This is a genomic window from Marinomonas transparens, assembly GCF_016463975.1.
GTDB lineage: Bacteria > Pseudomonadota > Gammaproteobacteria > Pseudomonadales > Marinomonadaceae > Marinomonas > Marinomonas transparens.
This window is the reverse complement of the sequence record NZ_JAEMNX010000002.1, coordinates 431,811-445,986: the sequence shown is the minus strand read 5'-3', so window position 1 is coordinate 445,986 and position 14,176 is coordinate 431,811. Positions and strand designations below refer to the sequence as shown.

Sequence of the window (14,176 nt, the reverse complement as noted above, 5' to 3'; positions counted from 1 at the left end):
TTGCTCGTGAGGCTTGACCATATAACACCAAAGTGGTTTTTACTGGAGATTGTTCCAGACAATCCCAGCACTTCCTCCATCCATGGAGGTCGAGACATATAGAATTTACGAGAGAAACTGGTTTAACCTTGGTTATTGTTATTTCAAAAAAGAATTGTTAAAGATCCAAGCAACGTATTGGCGTGTTTTGGTTAACAGAGCAAAAAAGCTCATACCAGAACAATACGCAAAAAGAATTGCTTGACGATCATAGAGACGTTGAACCACCTGATCCCATCCCGAACTCAGAAGTGAAAAGCGTCATCGCCGATGGTAGTGTGGGAGATCCCATGTGAGAGTAGGTCGTCGTCAAGCTTTAAAATGAAAAGAGCCCCATCCTGCGAAGCAGGGTGGGGTTTTTTCGTTTTGGAACCACGATACCTAACTCTACACTACTTTTGGATCCATGTGATTACAGCATGTTCCGAAGGAACCAGTGGAAGACATCCGAAGTACCGCAAGGGTAGAAACCGATGCGATCCCATCTTCCTACATCTTGTCATTCAATTCGCTTACGCCTGTTTCGCAAGCTCAACGCGTCGGCGCGAATCAAATGCCAATGGTATATACATTACATTATCCAATGGACTCAGAAGTGACCCTTTATTCGCCGCTGGCGCTCGCCATCTCCGGTGGTAATCCCACAAGGGGATAAGCATAGGTCGTCGTTAAGTTTTATATTAAGAAAGCCCTGATAGCTATGCTGTCAGGGCTTTTTTTCGTTTGGAGGAAATTAATAAGTGCTCAATAAGCGACATATTGATGGTTTTATTAAAGGGCTAACAGCTTTTAGTTTGGTAAAGGGATAGAGCTGGCGTGTTTTATGCGATTTAAGACAACAGTCGAGGTTAGGTCTCTAACGCAAGGTAGGCTGGATAGGGAGTTGCTTAGGAATTCGGATAAAGAGGGGAGATCTTGGCTAATGACCCTTAACCAGTAGTCGGCATCTCCTGTCACTGAGTAGCATTCTAAAATGGTCGGTATGTTGGCAATGGCATTTTGAAATTCACCTCCTGAATCTTTTATGCTTTTATCCAATATGACACTAACAAAGGCGGTGACTTGATAGCCGAGTTCATTAGCATTTAACTGTGTTAAATACGCTTCGATCAGGTTGTTTTGTTCTAGTCTCTGAAGGCGTCTTGAGCATTGCGAAGGGGATAGGCTTACTTGTTCTGATAAAGCAACGTTGGAGAGTCTTGCGTTCGTTTGAAGCGCACGAAGCAGGCGCCAGTCATAACTGTCTAGTTCAATATTGTTCATTCGAGGTTCCTTATTAGCCCATCTTTGTGTGCTGTTTTTTCTTATATTGATAAGCTGATTTCGCTAGACCATTTAGAATAAGGAGTTTTTTAAAGTAAACAAGTTCAAATGCATCATATTTGCTTAAAATTAGACATTTGTTTGCATGATTTCTCTTTTTAGGGCATTTTTTATTTGATGAATTGTCTTTGGGGCTGATGATGTGCAAAAACCGTTAGAGAGTTACTTCTAACGGTTTTTTGGTTTATTAACTATGCGTATTTGTTTTATTACTTGGGTAGGTTTTCATTTAGCCAAGCGATTGCCTCTGGATAGGGGGCTGGCAGTGTTAGTTCTGCTAAGGCGCTTTTTAATGCCGCTAAATCAGCTGAGCAAAAGTTTAGGTGTCCTACTTTTCGGCCTGTACGGACTTCTTTTTGATACCAATATAGCTCGAGGCCTTTTATTTTTAACCATTGATAGTCTAGATCTACACCAATTAAGTTTACCATCATGCTTTGGCTTTTAATTTCTGCTGGCGCCAATGGTAACCCTGTGACTGCACGTACATGGTTTTCGAATTGACAAGTACTGGCGCCAGCTTGTGTCCAGTGGCCGCTGTTATGGACTCTTGGAGCCAGTTCGTTAATTAGTAAGTCGTTACCAACGCGGAAGCACTCCATCGCCATGACGCCAACATAGTCCAGAGCGTCCATGAGCTTTCCTAGCATCTCTTCTGCTTTACTCTGATATTGATCTAAACGTGCTAAAGGAGAAATGGACGCGTAGAGGATGCCGTTAATGTGTAGGTTAAGGGTCAGTGGGTAAAAATATTTCTGCCCATCTTTACCTCGGACGCCGACTAGGGAAATTTCTTCATCAAAGTTGATGGCTTGTTCGGCAATGGCATGGCCTTTCCAGTCTGTTGGGATTTCTGTGTTTTCTGCTTGCTTAAGCCAATATTGGCCTTTTCCATCATAGCCGCCTCTACGTCTTTTCATCAGGATACGAGGGCCAAGGGTTTGATAGGCCTTCGCGGCGGTAGAATTTTCTTCTACTGGAAACCAAGGGGCTGTAGCAAGGTCAAGACGATCTAACCACTGCTTTTGTGTAAGGCGATCAGCGAGTTGTGGAAAAGTTGACAAATTAACAAAGTTAGCATGTGTAGCTAGTTGTTTTGTTGCTGCGGTTTCTGGCCATTCTTCACGCTCTGCGGTAACGATATCATCTGCTTGGAGTGGAAGTTCTTCAGTCGTCTCGATGTCAACAGGACGAACATCCAAACCAAGAGGTGTGCCTGCTTGCTTGAGCATTGCGCCTAACTGCCCGGCGCCAAGGACCCATAGAGTTGACATTAGGCCTCCCTAGGGTCTGGATTAGCAAGTACTGTATCAGTTTGTTTCGCGCGAAAGGCTTCTATTCTTTTGGCGAGTTCTGGGTCTGAGTTGGCCAAAATCTGACAAGCTAATAAACCAGCATTAAAAGCGCCAGCGGTACCAATGGCGAGTGTGCCAACGGCAACGCCTTTTGGCATTTGAGCGATGGACAGTAAGCTGTCCATACCATTAAGTGCTTTGCTTTGTACTGGTACACCCAGCACAGGAAGGCGTGTATGAGCAGCGACCATTCCAGGTAAATGAGCAGCGCCACCAGCGCCACCAATAATGACTTGAAAGCCTTTCTCAACAGCACTTTCTGAAAACTCAGCTAGCTTTATTGGTGTTCTATGTGCAGAAACGACTTCTACATGGTAACTAACGCCAAGAATATCCATGATTTCGGCGGCATTTTCCATTGTCGACCAATCGCTTTTTGATCCCATAATAAGGGCAACTTTTGCAGACAAAACACTTCTCCTGTTGATGGTGTTCAGTTCAACGTATTGCATGGAGCATGGTACGTCGAAATACTAAATTTAATAGCCTGAGATAAATAATAGCGAGCGTTTTTATGGACGCGTCAAGTGGGCGCTAATATAGCCGATTTTGAGTGAAATCGCGAGTATTGTACGGGGTGTTTGAGGTGTCAGGAAAAAGAAAAGAGCGACTAAAGTCGCTCTTGAAGGTATTTTTCGTAATCAGGTATTCGTCTTTCAAACTCACTATCAAATAGCGGAGAAGTAATAAGAAAGTTTGCTGAAGATACGCTACAGGCAATGGGAATATTCCATACCGCCGCGACTCTCAATAAAGCTTTAATATCTGGATCATGGGGCATGGGTTCGAAAGGATCCCAAAAGAAGATCAAAACGTCTATTTTGCCTTCAGCGATGAGCCCACCGAGTTGCTGATCGCCACCTAAAGGGCCGCTAATAAGCGCATTAATTTCTACGCCGAGCTCTTTTTTAAGTAGGTTGCCTGTTGTTCCTGTCGCCATGAGCTCATGAGGAATGAGTTTTTCCTTATGATTACGAGCCCACTTAGTGAGTTCGCTTTTCATATTGTCATGAGCAACCAAAGCGATTCGCTTTTTGGCAGCCATAGTGACCAGTTTAGTTTGCAATATTGAATCCTCTAGGTGGATACTATTATATGATATCGCCAACTTTAACCACTTTCATGCTATTGGTTGTGCCATAGCTCACAAGATGGTCGCCTTTGGTAACAATAACCAAGTCACCATCTTTTATATAGCCAAGTGTTTTCACGCGATCCACTAAGCCTGTGAAGATGTTATCGACATTAAACTCTTGTGAAGAGAAGCTTACTGCCGTCACACCACGGTATAGCGCCGTTTTATTTAGTGTTGCTTGGTTTGGTGATAAAGCATAAATAGGTAAGCCAGAGCTGATGCGAGACATTAGCAAAGGTGTCGTGCCAGACTCAGTTAGGCTGATGATGGCTTTTACCCCCTCAAGGTGATTAGCCGCGTACATAGCCGACATAGCGATTGCTTCATCGATATTAGTGAAGGTGACATCAACACGGTGTTTTGAGCGTTTGATAGCAGGCTGTTTTTCGGCCCCTAAACAAACACGATTCATGGTGTGAATGACTTCTTCAGGATAAGCACCTGCTGCTGTTTCCGCTGACAACATAACAGCATCTGTGCCGTCTAGTACGGCATTGGCTACGTCAAATACTTCGGCACGTGTTGGCATCGCGCTGGTGATCATGGTTTCCATCATCTGAGTCGCGGTGATAACTGGGCGATTCAGTTGGCGACAACGTTTGATCATATGTTTTTGAACACCAATCAATTCAGCATCACCGATTTCAACACCTAGATCGCCACGGGCAACCATAACGGCATCAGACGCTAAAATAATGGCATCTAGTGTTTCGTTATCCGCAACGGCTTCAGCGCGTTCAACTTTTGAAACAATACCAGCTTTTAGTCCTGCTGCTTCAGCAAGCGCACGGGCTTCATGTAGATCATCAGCGCTGCGAGGGAAAGAAACGGCAAGGTAATCTGCTTGCAAAGCCGCGGCGGTTTTAATGTCTTCTTTGTCTTTTTCAGTTAGTGCTGCCGCGGAAAGGCCGCCGCCTTGACGGTTGATACCTTTATTGTTTGATAGATCACCACCAACAATAACCTTGGTGATGACTTCCATGCCTTTTACTTCGAGCACTTCAAGTACCACGCGACCATCGTCGAGGAGTAATATATTGCCGGGCTCAGAGTCGGCAGCAAGTTGTGGATAATCGATACCAACGCGGGTTTCATCACCATTGTTTTTATCAAAATCAACATCAAGAATGAAGGTTGCGCCGTCTTCTAGTTGAACTTTGGTATTTTTAAAACGAGCGATACGAATCTTAGGTCCCTGTAGGTCCCCAAGAATCGCCACGTGGCAATTGTTCTTTTTGGCCATGGCTCGAACCACATTCGCACGATCAATATGATCTTCTGGTTGACCATGAGAAAAATTCAGTCGAAAGACATTTGCACCAGCAAGAATCAGTTTTTCGATCATTTCTGGTGAGCTAGAAGCTGGGCCTAAAGTGGCAACAATTTTAGTTCTACGAGTCATTTTATTTACCAAAGATTAAAAAGCTTGAAGTGAAGTATATGAAACGACGAAGGCTGCGTCAGCAGCCTTCGAATATTCTGATTATTTCGCACTCATTAATGCGATGGTGTTATCGAGCATTCTGTTTGAGAAGCCCCACTCATTGTCATACCAAGCCATCACTTTTACCAATTTGCCTTGAACGCGAGTCTGTGTCGCATCGAAGTTTGAAGTGTAAGTGCTATGGTTAAAGTCAGAAGAGACAAGTGGATCATGGTTGACGTGCAATACTTCGGCAAGTACTGGGTCAGCTTTAATCGCATCTTCTATAATTTTGTTTACTTCTTCTGTGGTTGTTTCGCGAGGTGCTAAGAAAGTTAAATCAACCAAAGAAACATTGATCGTAGGTACACGTACTGCCATACCATCAAATTTACCAACTAACTCAGGAACGACTAGACCAACGGCTGCTGCTGCACCAGTTTTACTTGGAATCATATTCATCGCGGCTGCACGAGCACGATATAAGTCTTCATGGTAAACGTCAGAGAGGCGTTGATCGTTTGTGTAAGCATGGATGGTTGTCATTAAGCCGCTTTCAATACCTAGTTTGTCGCTTAATGGTTTAGCGATAGGCGCTAAGCAGTTAGTAGTACACGAAGCGTTAGAGATAACCGTCATAGCAGAAGTTAAAACATCTTGGTTAACACCGTAAACAACAGTGGCGTCTACTTCTTTGCCTGGGGCTGAGATGATGACCTTTTTAGCACCGGCTTTAATATGAGCGCTTGCCGTTTCTTTAGTCGTAAAGAACCCAGTACATTCATACACCACATCGACACCTAGTTCTGCCCAAGGAAGGTCGGCTGGGTTACGTTCAGAGAAGGTGCGGATTTTGTCTTGGTTGATATACAGTGCTTCGTCATCAAAAGTGACCTCTTCACCGAAACGACCATGAACAGTGTCATATTTAGTTAGATGAGCGTTGGTTTTGGAGTCACCAAGGTCGTTAATTGCGACCACTTGAATTTGATCGCGCTTCCCGGACTCGTATAAAGCTCTAAGGGTGTTGCGTCCAATGCGTCCATAACCGTTTATCGCTACCTTAATAGTCATACTCACCTCTAAGTCGTGTGTAAATTACAATATGCTCCATCATATAGAGCATTGCATCAATTAGTACAGTGCTAGTAAAAATACTACATAAGCATTTTTTGTAGCAAGAATTAGTATAAAGCTTATCTGATAATGCTTATTTTTTGATCATTAAATAAGCATTACTCGATGTTACCGTTAATAATGTTACATAGAGTCGGTCTATTCTAACTAAAAAAACAAGTTTGAGGGGTGGTTTTGTAAAAAAATTACGAAAAAAATGAAATATTTGATTTTTATTCGTTTTTCATGGATTAAAATGGATATAAATGTAGTAATATTACATAAATTTATTTCATGCCAGCTGTGATAGCAGTTGTGTAAAGCGGAGTTAAGTATGAATCCGATAGTAGTCAAAGTAACGAACGATATTATTGAGCGTAGTAAAACCTTACGCCAACAATACTTAAAAGATATGAAAAAGGCTCAAGAGCAGGGGCCTCATCGTGGAAAATTGTCCTGTGGTAACTTGGCCCATGGTTTTGCGGCCTGTACACCACAAGAAAAGCAAAAACTGACCTTAATGGAAGAAGCGAATATTGGCATCGTATCCTCTTATAATGATATGTTGTCTGCCCATCAGCCTTATGATGATTACCCCGCTCAAATTCGTGCAGCCGTTGAAGAAATGGGCTCTATCGCGCAATTTGCTGGCGGTGTTCCTGCGATGTGCGATGGTGTGACGCAGGGTCAAGATGGCATGGAGTTAAGCCTATTTAGTCGCGACAACATTGCTCAAGGTGCCGCGATTGCCTTGTCTCATAATATGTTTGATGCTGCCGTTTATCTTGGCATCTGTGACAAAATTGTCCCTGGCTTATTGATTGCCGCGTTGCGCTTTGGTCACTTACCCGCTTTATTTATTCCGGCAGGCCCAATGCAATCAGGCATTAGTAATGCAGCAAAGTCTGCTGTTCGACAGCGTTATGCGCAAGGTCAAGCATCACGAGACGAGTTGCTTGAAGCTGAGTCGGCTTCTTATCACAGTGCAGGCACTTGTACCTTCTATGGTACGGCCAACTCTAATCAGCTGTTGGTTGAGATGATGGGGCTTCAATTACCCGGTTCGTCTTTTGTTAATCCAACTGATCCATTACGTGCGGCATTAACAAAACATGCCTCTCAGTTGTCTACCAAGATTACCGCTTTAGGTCGAGACTACCGCCCACTTTACGACATTGTTGATGAACGCAGCATAGTGAATTCTATTGTTGGTTTGTTAGCGACAGGCGGTTCGACCAATCATACGATGCACATAGTCGCTTATGCACGAGCAGCTGGCATTATTGTGAATTGGGATGACTTTGCCGTGTTGTCTAAAGTTGTGCCCTTGATGACTCGTATTTACCCTAATGGACAAGCAGATATTAACCACTTCCATGCTGCTGGCGGTATGGCCTTTTTAGTGAATCAGCTACTTAAGGGCGGATTGCTTCACGAGGATGTGAATACCATAGTAGGTAAGGGGTTGTCTCATTACACCAAGGAACCTTTCCTTGATGGTGATAAAGTTGTGTGGCGCGACGGTCCGACTGACAGCTTAGATTTAGATGTAGTACGACCGATTGAAAACCCTTTCAGCGCAGAAGGTGGTTTATCTCTTCTAAAAGGTAATCTTGGTCGTTCTGTTATTAAGGTTTCAGCAGTCGCCGAAGAAAACCGTATTGTGGAGGCTCCAGCGGTTATTTTTCATAGTCAAAATGCTTTGGCAGAGGCTATTTCTAGTGGTGAGTTAAAACGTGACTGTGTGGCTGTAGTGCGTTTCCAAGGCCCAAAAGCACTAGGAATGCCAGAACTTCATAAATTGACACCTTATTTGGTTAACCTGCAGGATCAAGGTTATAAGGTAGCCTTAGTGACCGATGGTCGAATGTCTGGTGCATCGGGCAAAGTTCCCGCTGCTATTCATTTAACCCCAGAAGCCTTTGCTGGCGGTTTGATCGCTAAGATTAGGGAGGGGGATTTGATCCGTCTTGATGCTAATGAAGGAAGCTTGTCTGTGCTGGTATCTGATGAGGAGCTGGCGAATCGTGAAGCGGCAGAACAGGATTTGGGTAACTCTCACCAAGGTATGGGGCGTGAATTATTTAGCGCTCAACGAATGCTAGTGAGTGGCGCTGAACAAGGTGCTTGTAGTTTATTTAATGATTAAACTTTTCTCTGAATGCTAACGTTTGTTAGTAAATGGTGTTTAGGGGCTTATTTTAAGCCCTATTTTTTTGCCTGTGGTTTAGCTTTTCTTAAGGCCATTCATAAAAAAACCGGATCATTTTGAAATGATCCGGTTTTTTTTCAGCTCCTAAACTTATTTCTTTTCAACCTTTGGTAGGCGAGTGTCTTGTACGCTGAGTTTTAGCTTCTTAAGGTGAGCATTGAACTCAGGGCCACGTTTAAGTAAAACTCCCGTTGCTAATGCATCAATTAAGGTCAAGTAAACGATACGGGAGCTCATCGGAGTGTAGATGTCTGTGTCTTCTGTTTCTTCGATAGGAAGAACAATGGAGCAATGTTCTGTCAAGGGTGAACCAGGGTTCGTGATACCGATAACAGAAGCGCCAGCTTCACGAGCCACACGGGCCGTCTCGATGAGAGGTAAGGTTCTACCTGTGTAAGAAATCACAACAACAGCATCACCTGGGTGAGTTCCTGCTGCTGCCATTCTTTGTACTAAGATGTCTGTATAGGCGACAACAGGCATATTTAAACGGAAAAATTTATGATGGGCGTCTTTGGCGACAGGGCCAGATGCACCTAAACCATAAAACTCAATGCGACGAGCTTGAGCCAGTACATCGACAGCGCGACTGATCAAGGCTTCTGGTAAGATTTCTTGTGCTCGAGTTAAGTTGCTCTTTGCCGCTTCAAAAATCTTTGCTGTTACAGCGCCCGGTGCATCGTCTGGTTCAACGTTGAGGTTAACGTAGGGCGTACCAGTCGCTAAGCTTTGCGCTAACGACACTTTAAAATCAGGAAAACCACTACCGATCAGACTGCGACAAAAGCGATTCACTGTTGGTTCACTTACTTCAGCTCTTGCAGCAAGTTTGGCAATGCTTGAGTGAATGGTCGTTTTGGGGTCGGCAAGAATGGCTTCAGCGACTTTACGTTCGGACTTGCTGAGAGTGCTTAGCCTCTCTTGGATTTTACGAATGATGTCTTCGTGTTTATTCATTGATCTGCTTCAATCTATTGACTCGGATGATTCTGTTGTTCATTCTGACAGCCACTTTAGGTTCTGGCAATAAAATCATTAAAAATGACGTGTTTAACCAAGTATTTCGACAAAATGGCTGGTATTTTACCTAACTTAAGTCAAATTAAAGTAACTCCTTTTGATGAGGGCTTTTCAAATAAAGTTTATTTGCTGAGTTGGGAGAAAGCGCCTCGTTTAGTTCTGCGTGTTCCCTTTATTGATTGCCGTGCGTTTTATATTCGTCGTGATAGTGAACTCAAAGCATTACAAGGTGCCGCTGCTATTGGACTTTCTCCTCCTATGCTTTGGTGTGATGATGAGGGCGCTTTTGCTTGTCAGTATGTCTCTCAACCTTCCCTTGATTGGTCTGTTCTTCATACTGAACAAAGCATTAGACAAATTGCCCAAGCACTACAAAAAGCCCATACATTGCCCTTGGTAGATACACACTTTTCTGTTTTTGATGTAATCCAACATTATCTGCAAGGGATTCAAAAGAAGTCGCCTGAGAACTCTGCTTTTTATCAAGAGTGGCAATACCTTATTGAGCTGTTTCAAACTTTAACGCCGCCACCTCAACTTTTACCTGCTGTGCTTTGTCATAATGATATTAATCCGAAAAATATTTTAATGGATGAAGACAAGCTTTGGCTGATTGATTGGGAATATGTTGGGGTAGGTGATCCTTTGTTTGACCTTGCTGTGGTAGTGAAATCGCATAATCTTGATGAAGAACAAACGATTCAACTGCTTACTCTTTATGATGAAGGCTTGCCACTAAAAGCATCGTTATTAGTGTTAGAGACTTATGTGAAAGCCTATGCATTGCGGGAAATGGCGTGGCTATTACAGAAGCATTTATTAACGCCTGATGATGCTTTGTCCCTAGAGTATTATTACGAGTTTAAAGCCGCTCCTAAGTTAAATTCTTTTCTTATGAGTGAAAGTGGTCGATGAAAACAGTATTAGGTTAGGTGATGATGAATTTAGCGACTGATTGGCGTGAATTATTGGCGGATGAATTTGAGAAAGACTACATGCTTTCTTTGCAGGCCTTTTTGGACGACGCAAACAGCCAACAAAAGATTATATACCCTCAACCAGACGATTATTTTACGGCTCTGAATAGCACACCCTTTAATAAGGTAAAAGTAGTGATTCTTGGACAAGACCCTTATCACGGTGAAGGTCAGGCCCACGGTTTATCTTTTTCAGTAAAACCGGGGGTAAAAGTGCCGCCATCTTTAGTCAATATCTATAAAGAGTTGGAAGCTGACCTTGGTATCTCTCCCGTTCAACATGGCTTTTTGAAGTCATGGGCCGAGCAGGGAGTACTGCTGTTAAACAGTGTCTTAACGGTAGAGGCAGGCAATGCTGGGTCTCATCAGAAGAAAGGCTGGGAACTTTTTACCGATAGAATCATCGAACTTATTAACCAAGAACATGATGGTATTGTCTTTATGCTTTGGGGGGCTTATGCACAAAAGAAAGGTCGTCATATTGACCGTGAAAAACATTGTGTATTAGAAAGTGTTCACCCTTCCCCTTTGTCTGTTTATCGTGGTTTCTTTGGTTGTCGACATTTTTCTCAGGCGAATAGCTATCTTGAAAGCAACGGAAAAACACCAATCAATTGGAAATTAGAACCGTTATTAGAAACGAATGAACAAATTGAGTTGCTGCTTTAGTCACTGATGACGAAGCGAATCAGATAATAATGGCGTTTAAGCAAGCGTTATTGTTTTAGTCCTTAGTAACTTCTAGCCTATAGGGCAACGGGAGTAGGCTTATTTCTTTGTCATCTAATACAAAGTGAGTTGCGTCGTCTGGTTCTACATTCAAAATGACTTGAGCCACATAGGTATCCTGAACATACGCGACATTAAACACCTGCCCAATGCTTTTTCCTGCTTCGTTTAACAAGGCTTTTGAGTGGTCAAGATCTCCTTGCCAAGAGAAGAGAGCTAGCTGCTTTTTTGACTTTCCACGGTATTGCATGCGTGCAACGATTTCTTGTCCTGTATAACAACCTTTAGTGAAACTGATGCCACCCGTACGTTGCATATTTAGCCATTGTGGCAAGGTTTCTTCGCTCTGTTCTGATGTAATAAGAGGTCGAGCAGTGAGCAGTGATAAGACATCAGCTGATTTTGTATTTACTTCATCAATAGTATTTGAACTTGTCGCTTGAATAACCCAGCTTTGCTTACTTGGGAAGTCAGATATTTCAACCACTATGGCGCCGTTTTCTGTGTAAGAGGGTAGTATTTCGCTTAATGAGTCTGGTGTGGTTTCGTTGGCGGCTTGAAAATGGCTATAAATTTGAACGTCTTGAGTGGCATCGACGAGTTCCGTTTTAAAGAAAACGGCATATTTCTTCAGGTGGAGCAGCGTTTTTTCGACTAGATTTTTATCCATCAACATAAGAAGGTTTTCACCTTCTTGGAGCAGAAAAAAATTAGTAACGATACGGCCTTTTATGTTGCAAATGGCGCCATATAGGCTTTGTGAATCGGAAAGTTGCGTGATGTTGCAAGTTGTTTGTCCTTGAAGCAGCTTTTTCGCATCTGTGCCTGTAATCTGTAATACACCAATGTGTTTTTGCTGTGCGATGACGCCGTCTTGTAAAAGCTCAGAGGTAAGTGTCGATAGCGAATTCATAGGGTATTTCCAGACAAATCAAATTTGAGTAAAGAGTGCTAGATAGATATCTAGATGGTATTGATTTTGTGATTTTCAATGCTCGTTAAGGATCATAGCTTGTTTTCTTTTAGTGGTACTCAGTTTAAAGCCTATAGAGTTTAATGAGAAATTAACCCTTCAATATGTACATTGCTCTGGGAGCGAAAATCTCTAGGCGTCACTCCTTTGAGTTCGTGAAAACGACGATTAAAGTTGGCGACGTTATTGAATCCAACCTGAAAGCATATGGCAGAAATTTGTTGATCGGTTTCTGTTAATAGGCTGCAAGCACGACTAATACGTACACGGTTAACGAATTCAATAAAACGGTTTCCTGTCGCTTTTTTGAAAAAACGTGAAAAGTGACTGTCAGACATACTGATTAAATTCGCGGCACTTGAAAGGGTAATATCTTGGCCATAGTTTTGCGTTACATAATCCACCACGGTATTTATTTTTCGTTGTAGTGTATCGCTAGATTTGAGATCAATTTGTACTGTTGAAAGTAAGCGATAACTACGGCTTTGTGCGAGTTTTTGTAGCAAAGGAAGGACGGAAATTAATCTTGATAGACCGCTTGTATCTCTTACTTTTTCAAAAGTTTCTTTGAGGTATGCTTGTTCAAGGTCGAAGAATTCAATACCGGATTTTGCTCTAGCCAGCATAGGTAAGACTTCCGCCAATTCAGGGATTATTTTCATGCCATTAGAAAAGGTTTCATGATCAAATCGAATGGCCATGTCACGTAACTTAACGCTCTCCTGATCATTTTGGCAGATCCAATTGTGGGGCAGCCTTGGCCCTGTCAAAATTAGCTGTCCAGAAGAATAGCTACTGATGTAGTCGCCAACAAATACCTTTCCTTTGGTTGCGACAATGTAGTGTAGTTCGTAGTCATCATGGGCATGCCAACGGATAAGGTCACTTGGGTAACCGTGCTCTAAATATCGAATGGTCTCGTTATTTTCAGAAATTTCGTATTCTGGTGTGATACGTTTTGTTGTTTGCATTATCTGCTCCTCACCAAGTCGCCTTTACAGTATGGCCCTGATTTAACTCATTACATTACCACCGTCGATATTGTAGGTCTGTGCAGTAATGTAGTCGGACCCAGATGATGCGAGAAAAAGCGCTAGGGAGGCCACTTGTTCTGGGTATCCCATATAGCCAAGTGGTACCGCTTTACCAACCGCGGCTTTTTTCTCTCCAATGGCCAAACTCTCATATTTAGCAAACAAGCTATCGACTTCTTTCCACATCGGAGTGTTGATGACCCCAGGGGAAATGGCGTTGACGTTAATGCCATGGGAAGCCAGCGCAAGCGCAGCAGATTGGGTATAACTAATGACCGCAGCTTTAGTTGCGCAATAGTGTGAAACAAGCGGCTCGCCGCGCCTGCCAGCTTGAGAGGCCATATTGATAATTTTTCCAGAAAGGTTTTCTTTGACCATGTGTTTAGCGACTTTTTGCATCATGAAAAAGAATGCCTTGACGTTAATATCAAATAGACGATCAAAGCTTTCTTCTGAGGCTTCTAAAATGGGGGCTAAATCAAATACGGCAGCATTATTAACCAATATATCAATGGCACGAAAGTGCTTAATACTGGCCGCAATTAAAGCCTCGACATCTTGTTGATTACTGACATCGCAACCAATATAACGTGCCTTTTCAGAATAGTCCGATAATAGAATATTAAGCCCATCTGATGGTGTTTCTTGGTAGTCACTTAAGGTGACACTTGCCCCATTTTTCAAATATATTTGCGCAATGGCTTTGCCTATACCGCCTGCAGCGCCTGTTATGAGAGCGGCTTTACCTGTGAGGTCTTGGTTGCTTGTCGACATAGATTTGTTTCCATTCTCTTAAGGCCTTTGCTCGCGACTTCGTGCATGAGCTCTTAAATTGTTGTG

Annotated in this window: 13 protein-coding genes and 1 rRNA gene; 4 read left to right on the top strand and 10 right to left on the bottom strand. The window is 42.9% G+C overall.

Going from position 1 to position 14,176, the window contains the following annotated elements:
* Positions 1-239: 239 nt before the first annotated feature.
* Positions 240-354 (top strand): 5S ribosomal RNA (gene rrf / locus I8J31_RS04515).
* Positions 355-828: 474 nt separating this feature from the next.
* On the opposite strand, the gene I8J31_RS04510 is transcribed toward rrf, so the two are convergent.
* The 6 genes from I8J31_RS04510 to gap form a co-directional block, all read right to left on the bottom strand.
* Complete coding sequence (locus tag I8J31_RS04510) at positions 829-1,302, bottom strand: Lrp/AsnC family transcriptional regulator (protein ID WP_199467095.1); 474 nt, start codon at positions 1,300-1,302, stop codon at positions 829-831.
* Between the two features lie 269 nt (positions 1,303-1,571).
* Positions 1,572-2,636: a 5-(carboxyamino)imidazole ribonucleotide synthase gene (purK, locus tag I8J31_RS04505; protein WP_199467094.1), complete on the bottom strand. Its 1,065-nt coding sequence runs from the start codon at positions 2,634-2,636 to the stop codon at positions 1,572-1,574.
* Positions 2,636-3,127, bottom strand: coding sequence for a 5-(carboxyamino)imidazole ribonucleotide mutase (purE, locus tag I8J31_RS04500; protein WP_325101170.1), 492 nt, complete (start codon positions 3,125-3,127; stop codon positions 2,636-2,638). Before purE ends, purK begins: the two co-directional genes overlap by 1 nt.
* A 200-nt stretch (positions 3,128-3,327) precedes the next feature.
* A complete protein-coding gene (locus tag I8J31_RS04495; protein WP_199467118.1) occupies positions 3,328-3,762 on the bottom strand; it encodes a methylglyoxal synthase in 435 nt (144 codons plus the stop codon).
* A gap of 46 nt (positions 3,763-3,808) precedes the next feature.
* Positions 3,809-5,254 (bottom strand): pyruvate kinase, encoded by a 1,446-nt coding sequence (gene pyk / locus I8J31_RS04490; protein WP_199467093.1) that lies wholly within the window; start codon positions 5,252-5,254, stop codon positions 3,809-3,811.
* Between the two features lie 81 nt (positions 5,255-5,335).
* Complete coding sequence (gene gap / locus I8J31_RS04485; protein WP_199467092.1) at positions 5,336-6,349, bottom strand: type I glyceraldehyde-3-phosphate dehydrogenase; 1,014 nt, start codon at positions 6,347-6,349, stop codon at positions 5,336-5,338.
* A 376-nt stretch (positions 6,350-6,725) separates the two neighbouring features.
* Between gap and edd the strand changes: the two genes are divergently transcribed.
* On the top strand, positions 6,726-8,540 hold the full coding sequence (gene edd / locus I8J31_RS04480; protein ID WP_199467091.1) for a phosphogluconate dehydratase: 1,815 nt from the start codon (positions 6,726-6,728) through the stop codon (positions 8,538-8,540).
* 153 nt (positions 8,541-8,693) lie between these two features.
* On the opposite strand, the gene hexR is transcribed toward edd, so the two are convergent.
* Positions 8,694-9,560, bottom strand: coding sequence for a transcriptional regulator HexR (gene hexR, locus I8J31_RS04475; RefSeq protein WP_199467090.1), 867 nt, complete (start codon positions 9,558-9,560; stop codon positions 8,694-8,696).
* A gap of 84 nt (positions 9,561-9,644) precedes the next feature.
* Between hexR and I8J31_RS04470 the strand changes: the two genes are divergently transcribed.
* Both I8J31_RS04470 and ung read left to right on the top strand, forming a co-directional pair.
* Positions 9,645-10,538: a phosphotransferase gene (locus I8J31_RS04470; protein ID WP_199467089.1), complete on the top strand. Its 894-nt coding sequence runs from the start codon at positions 9,645-9,647 to the stop codon at positions 10,536-10,538.
* Positions 10,539-10,558: 20 nt separating this feature from the next.
* Positions 10,559-11,269 (top strand): uracil-DNA glycosylase, encoded by a 711-nt coding sequence (gene ung / locus I8J31_RS04465; RefSeq protein ID WP_199467088.1) that lies wholly within the window; start codon positions 10,559-10,561, stop codon positions 11,267-11,269.
* A gap of 55 nt (positions 11,270-11,324) precedes the next feature.
* On the opposite strand, the gene ygfZ is transcribed toward ung, so the two are convergent.
* The 3 genes from ygfZ to I8J31_RS04450 all read right to left on the bottom strand — a co-directional run bounded on the left by ygfZ (position 11,325) and on the right by I8J31_RS04450 (position 14,110).
* Positions 11,325-12,242 carry a CAF17-like 4Fe-4S cluster assembly/insertion protein YgfZ gene (ygfZ, locus tag I8J31_RS04460; RefSeq protein WP_199467087.1) on the bottom strand — a complete coding sequence of 306 codons (918 nt, stop codon included), beginning with the start codon at positions 12,240-12,242 and terminating at the stop codon, positions 11,325-11,327.
* 140 nt (positions 12,243-12,382) lie between these two features.
* On the bottom strand, positions 12,383-13,273 hold the full coding sequence (locus tag I8J31_RS04455; protein WP_233402573.1) for a helix-turn-helix domain-containing protein: 891 nt from the start codon (positions 13,271-13,273) through the stop codon (positions 12,383-12,385).
* A gap of 42 nt (positions 13,274-13,315) precedes the next feature.
* A complete protein-coding gene (locus I8J31_RS04450) occupies positions 13,316-14,110 on the bottom strand; it encodes an L-iditol 2-dehydrogenase (RefSeq protein ID WP_199467086.1) in 795 nt (264 codons plus the stop codon).
* Between the last annotated feature and the right edge of the window lie 66 nt (positions 14,111-14,176).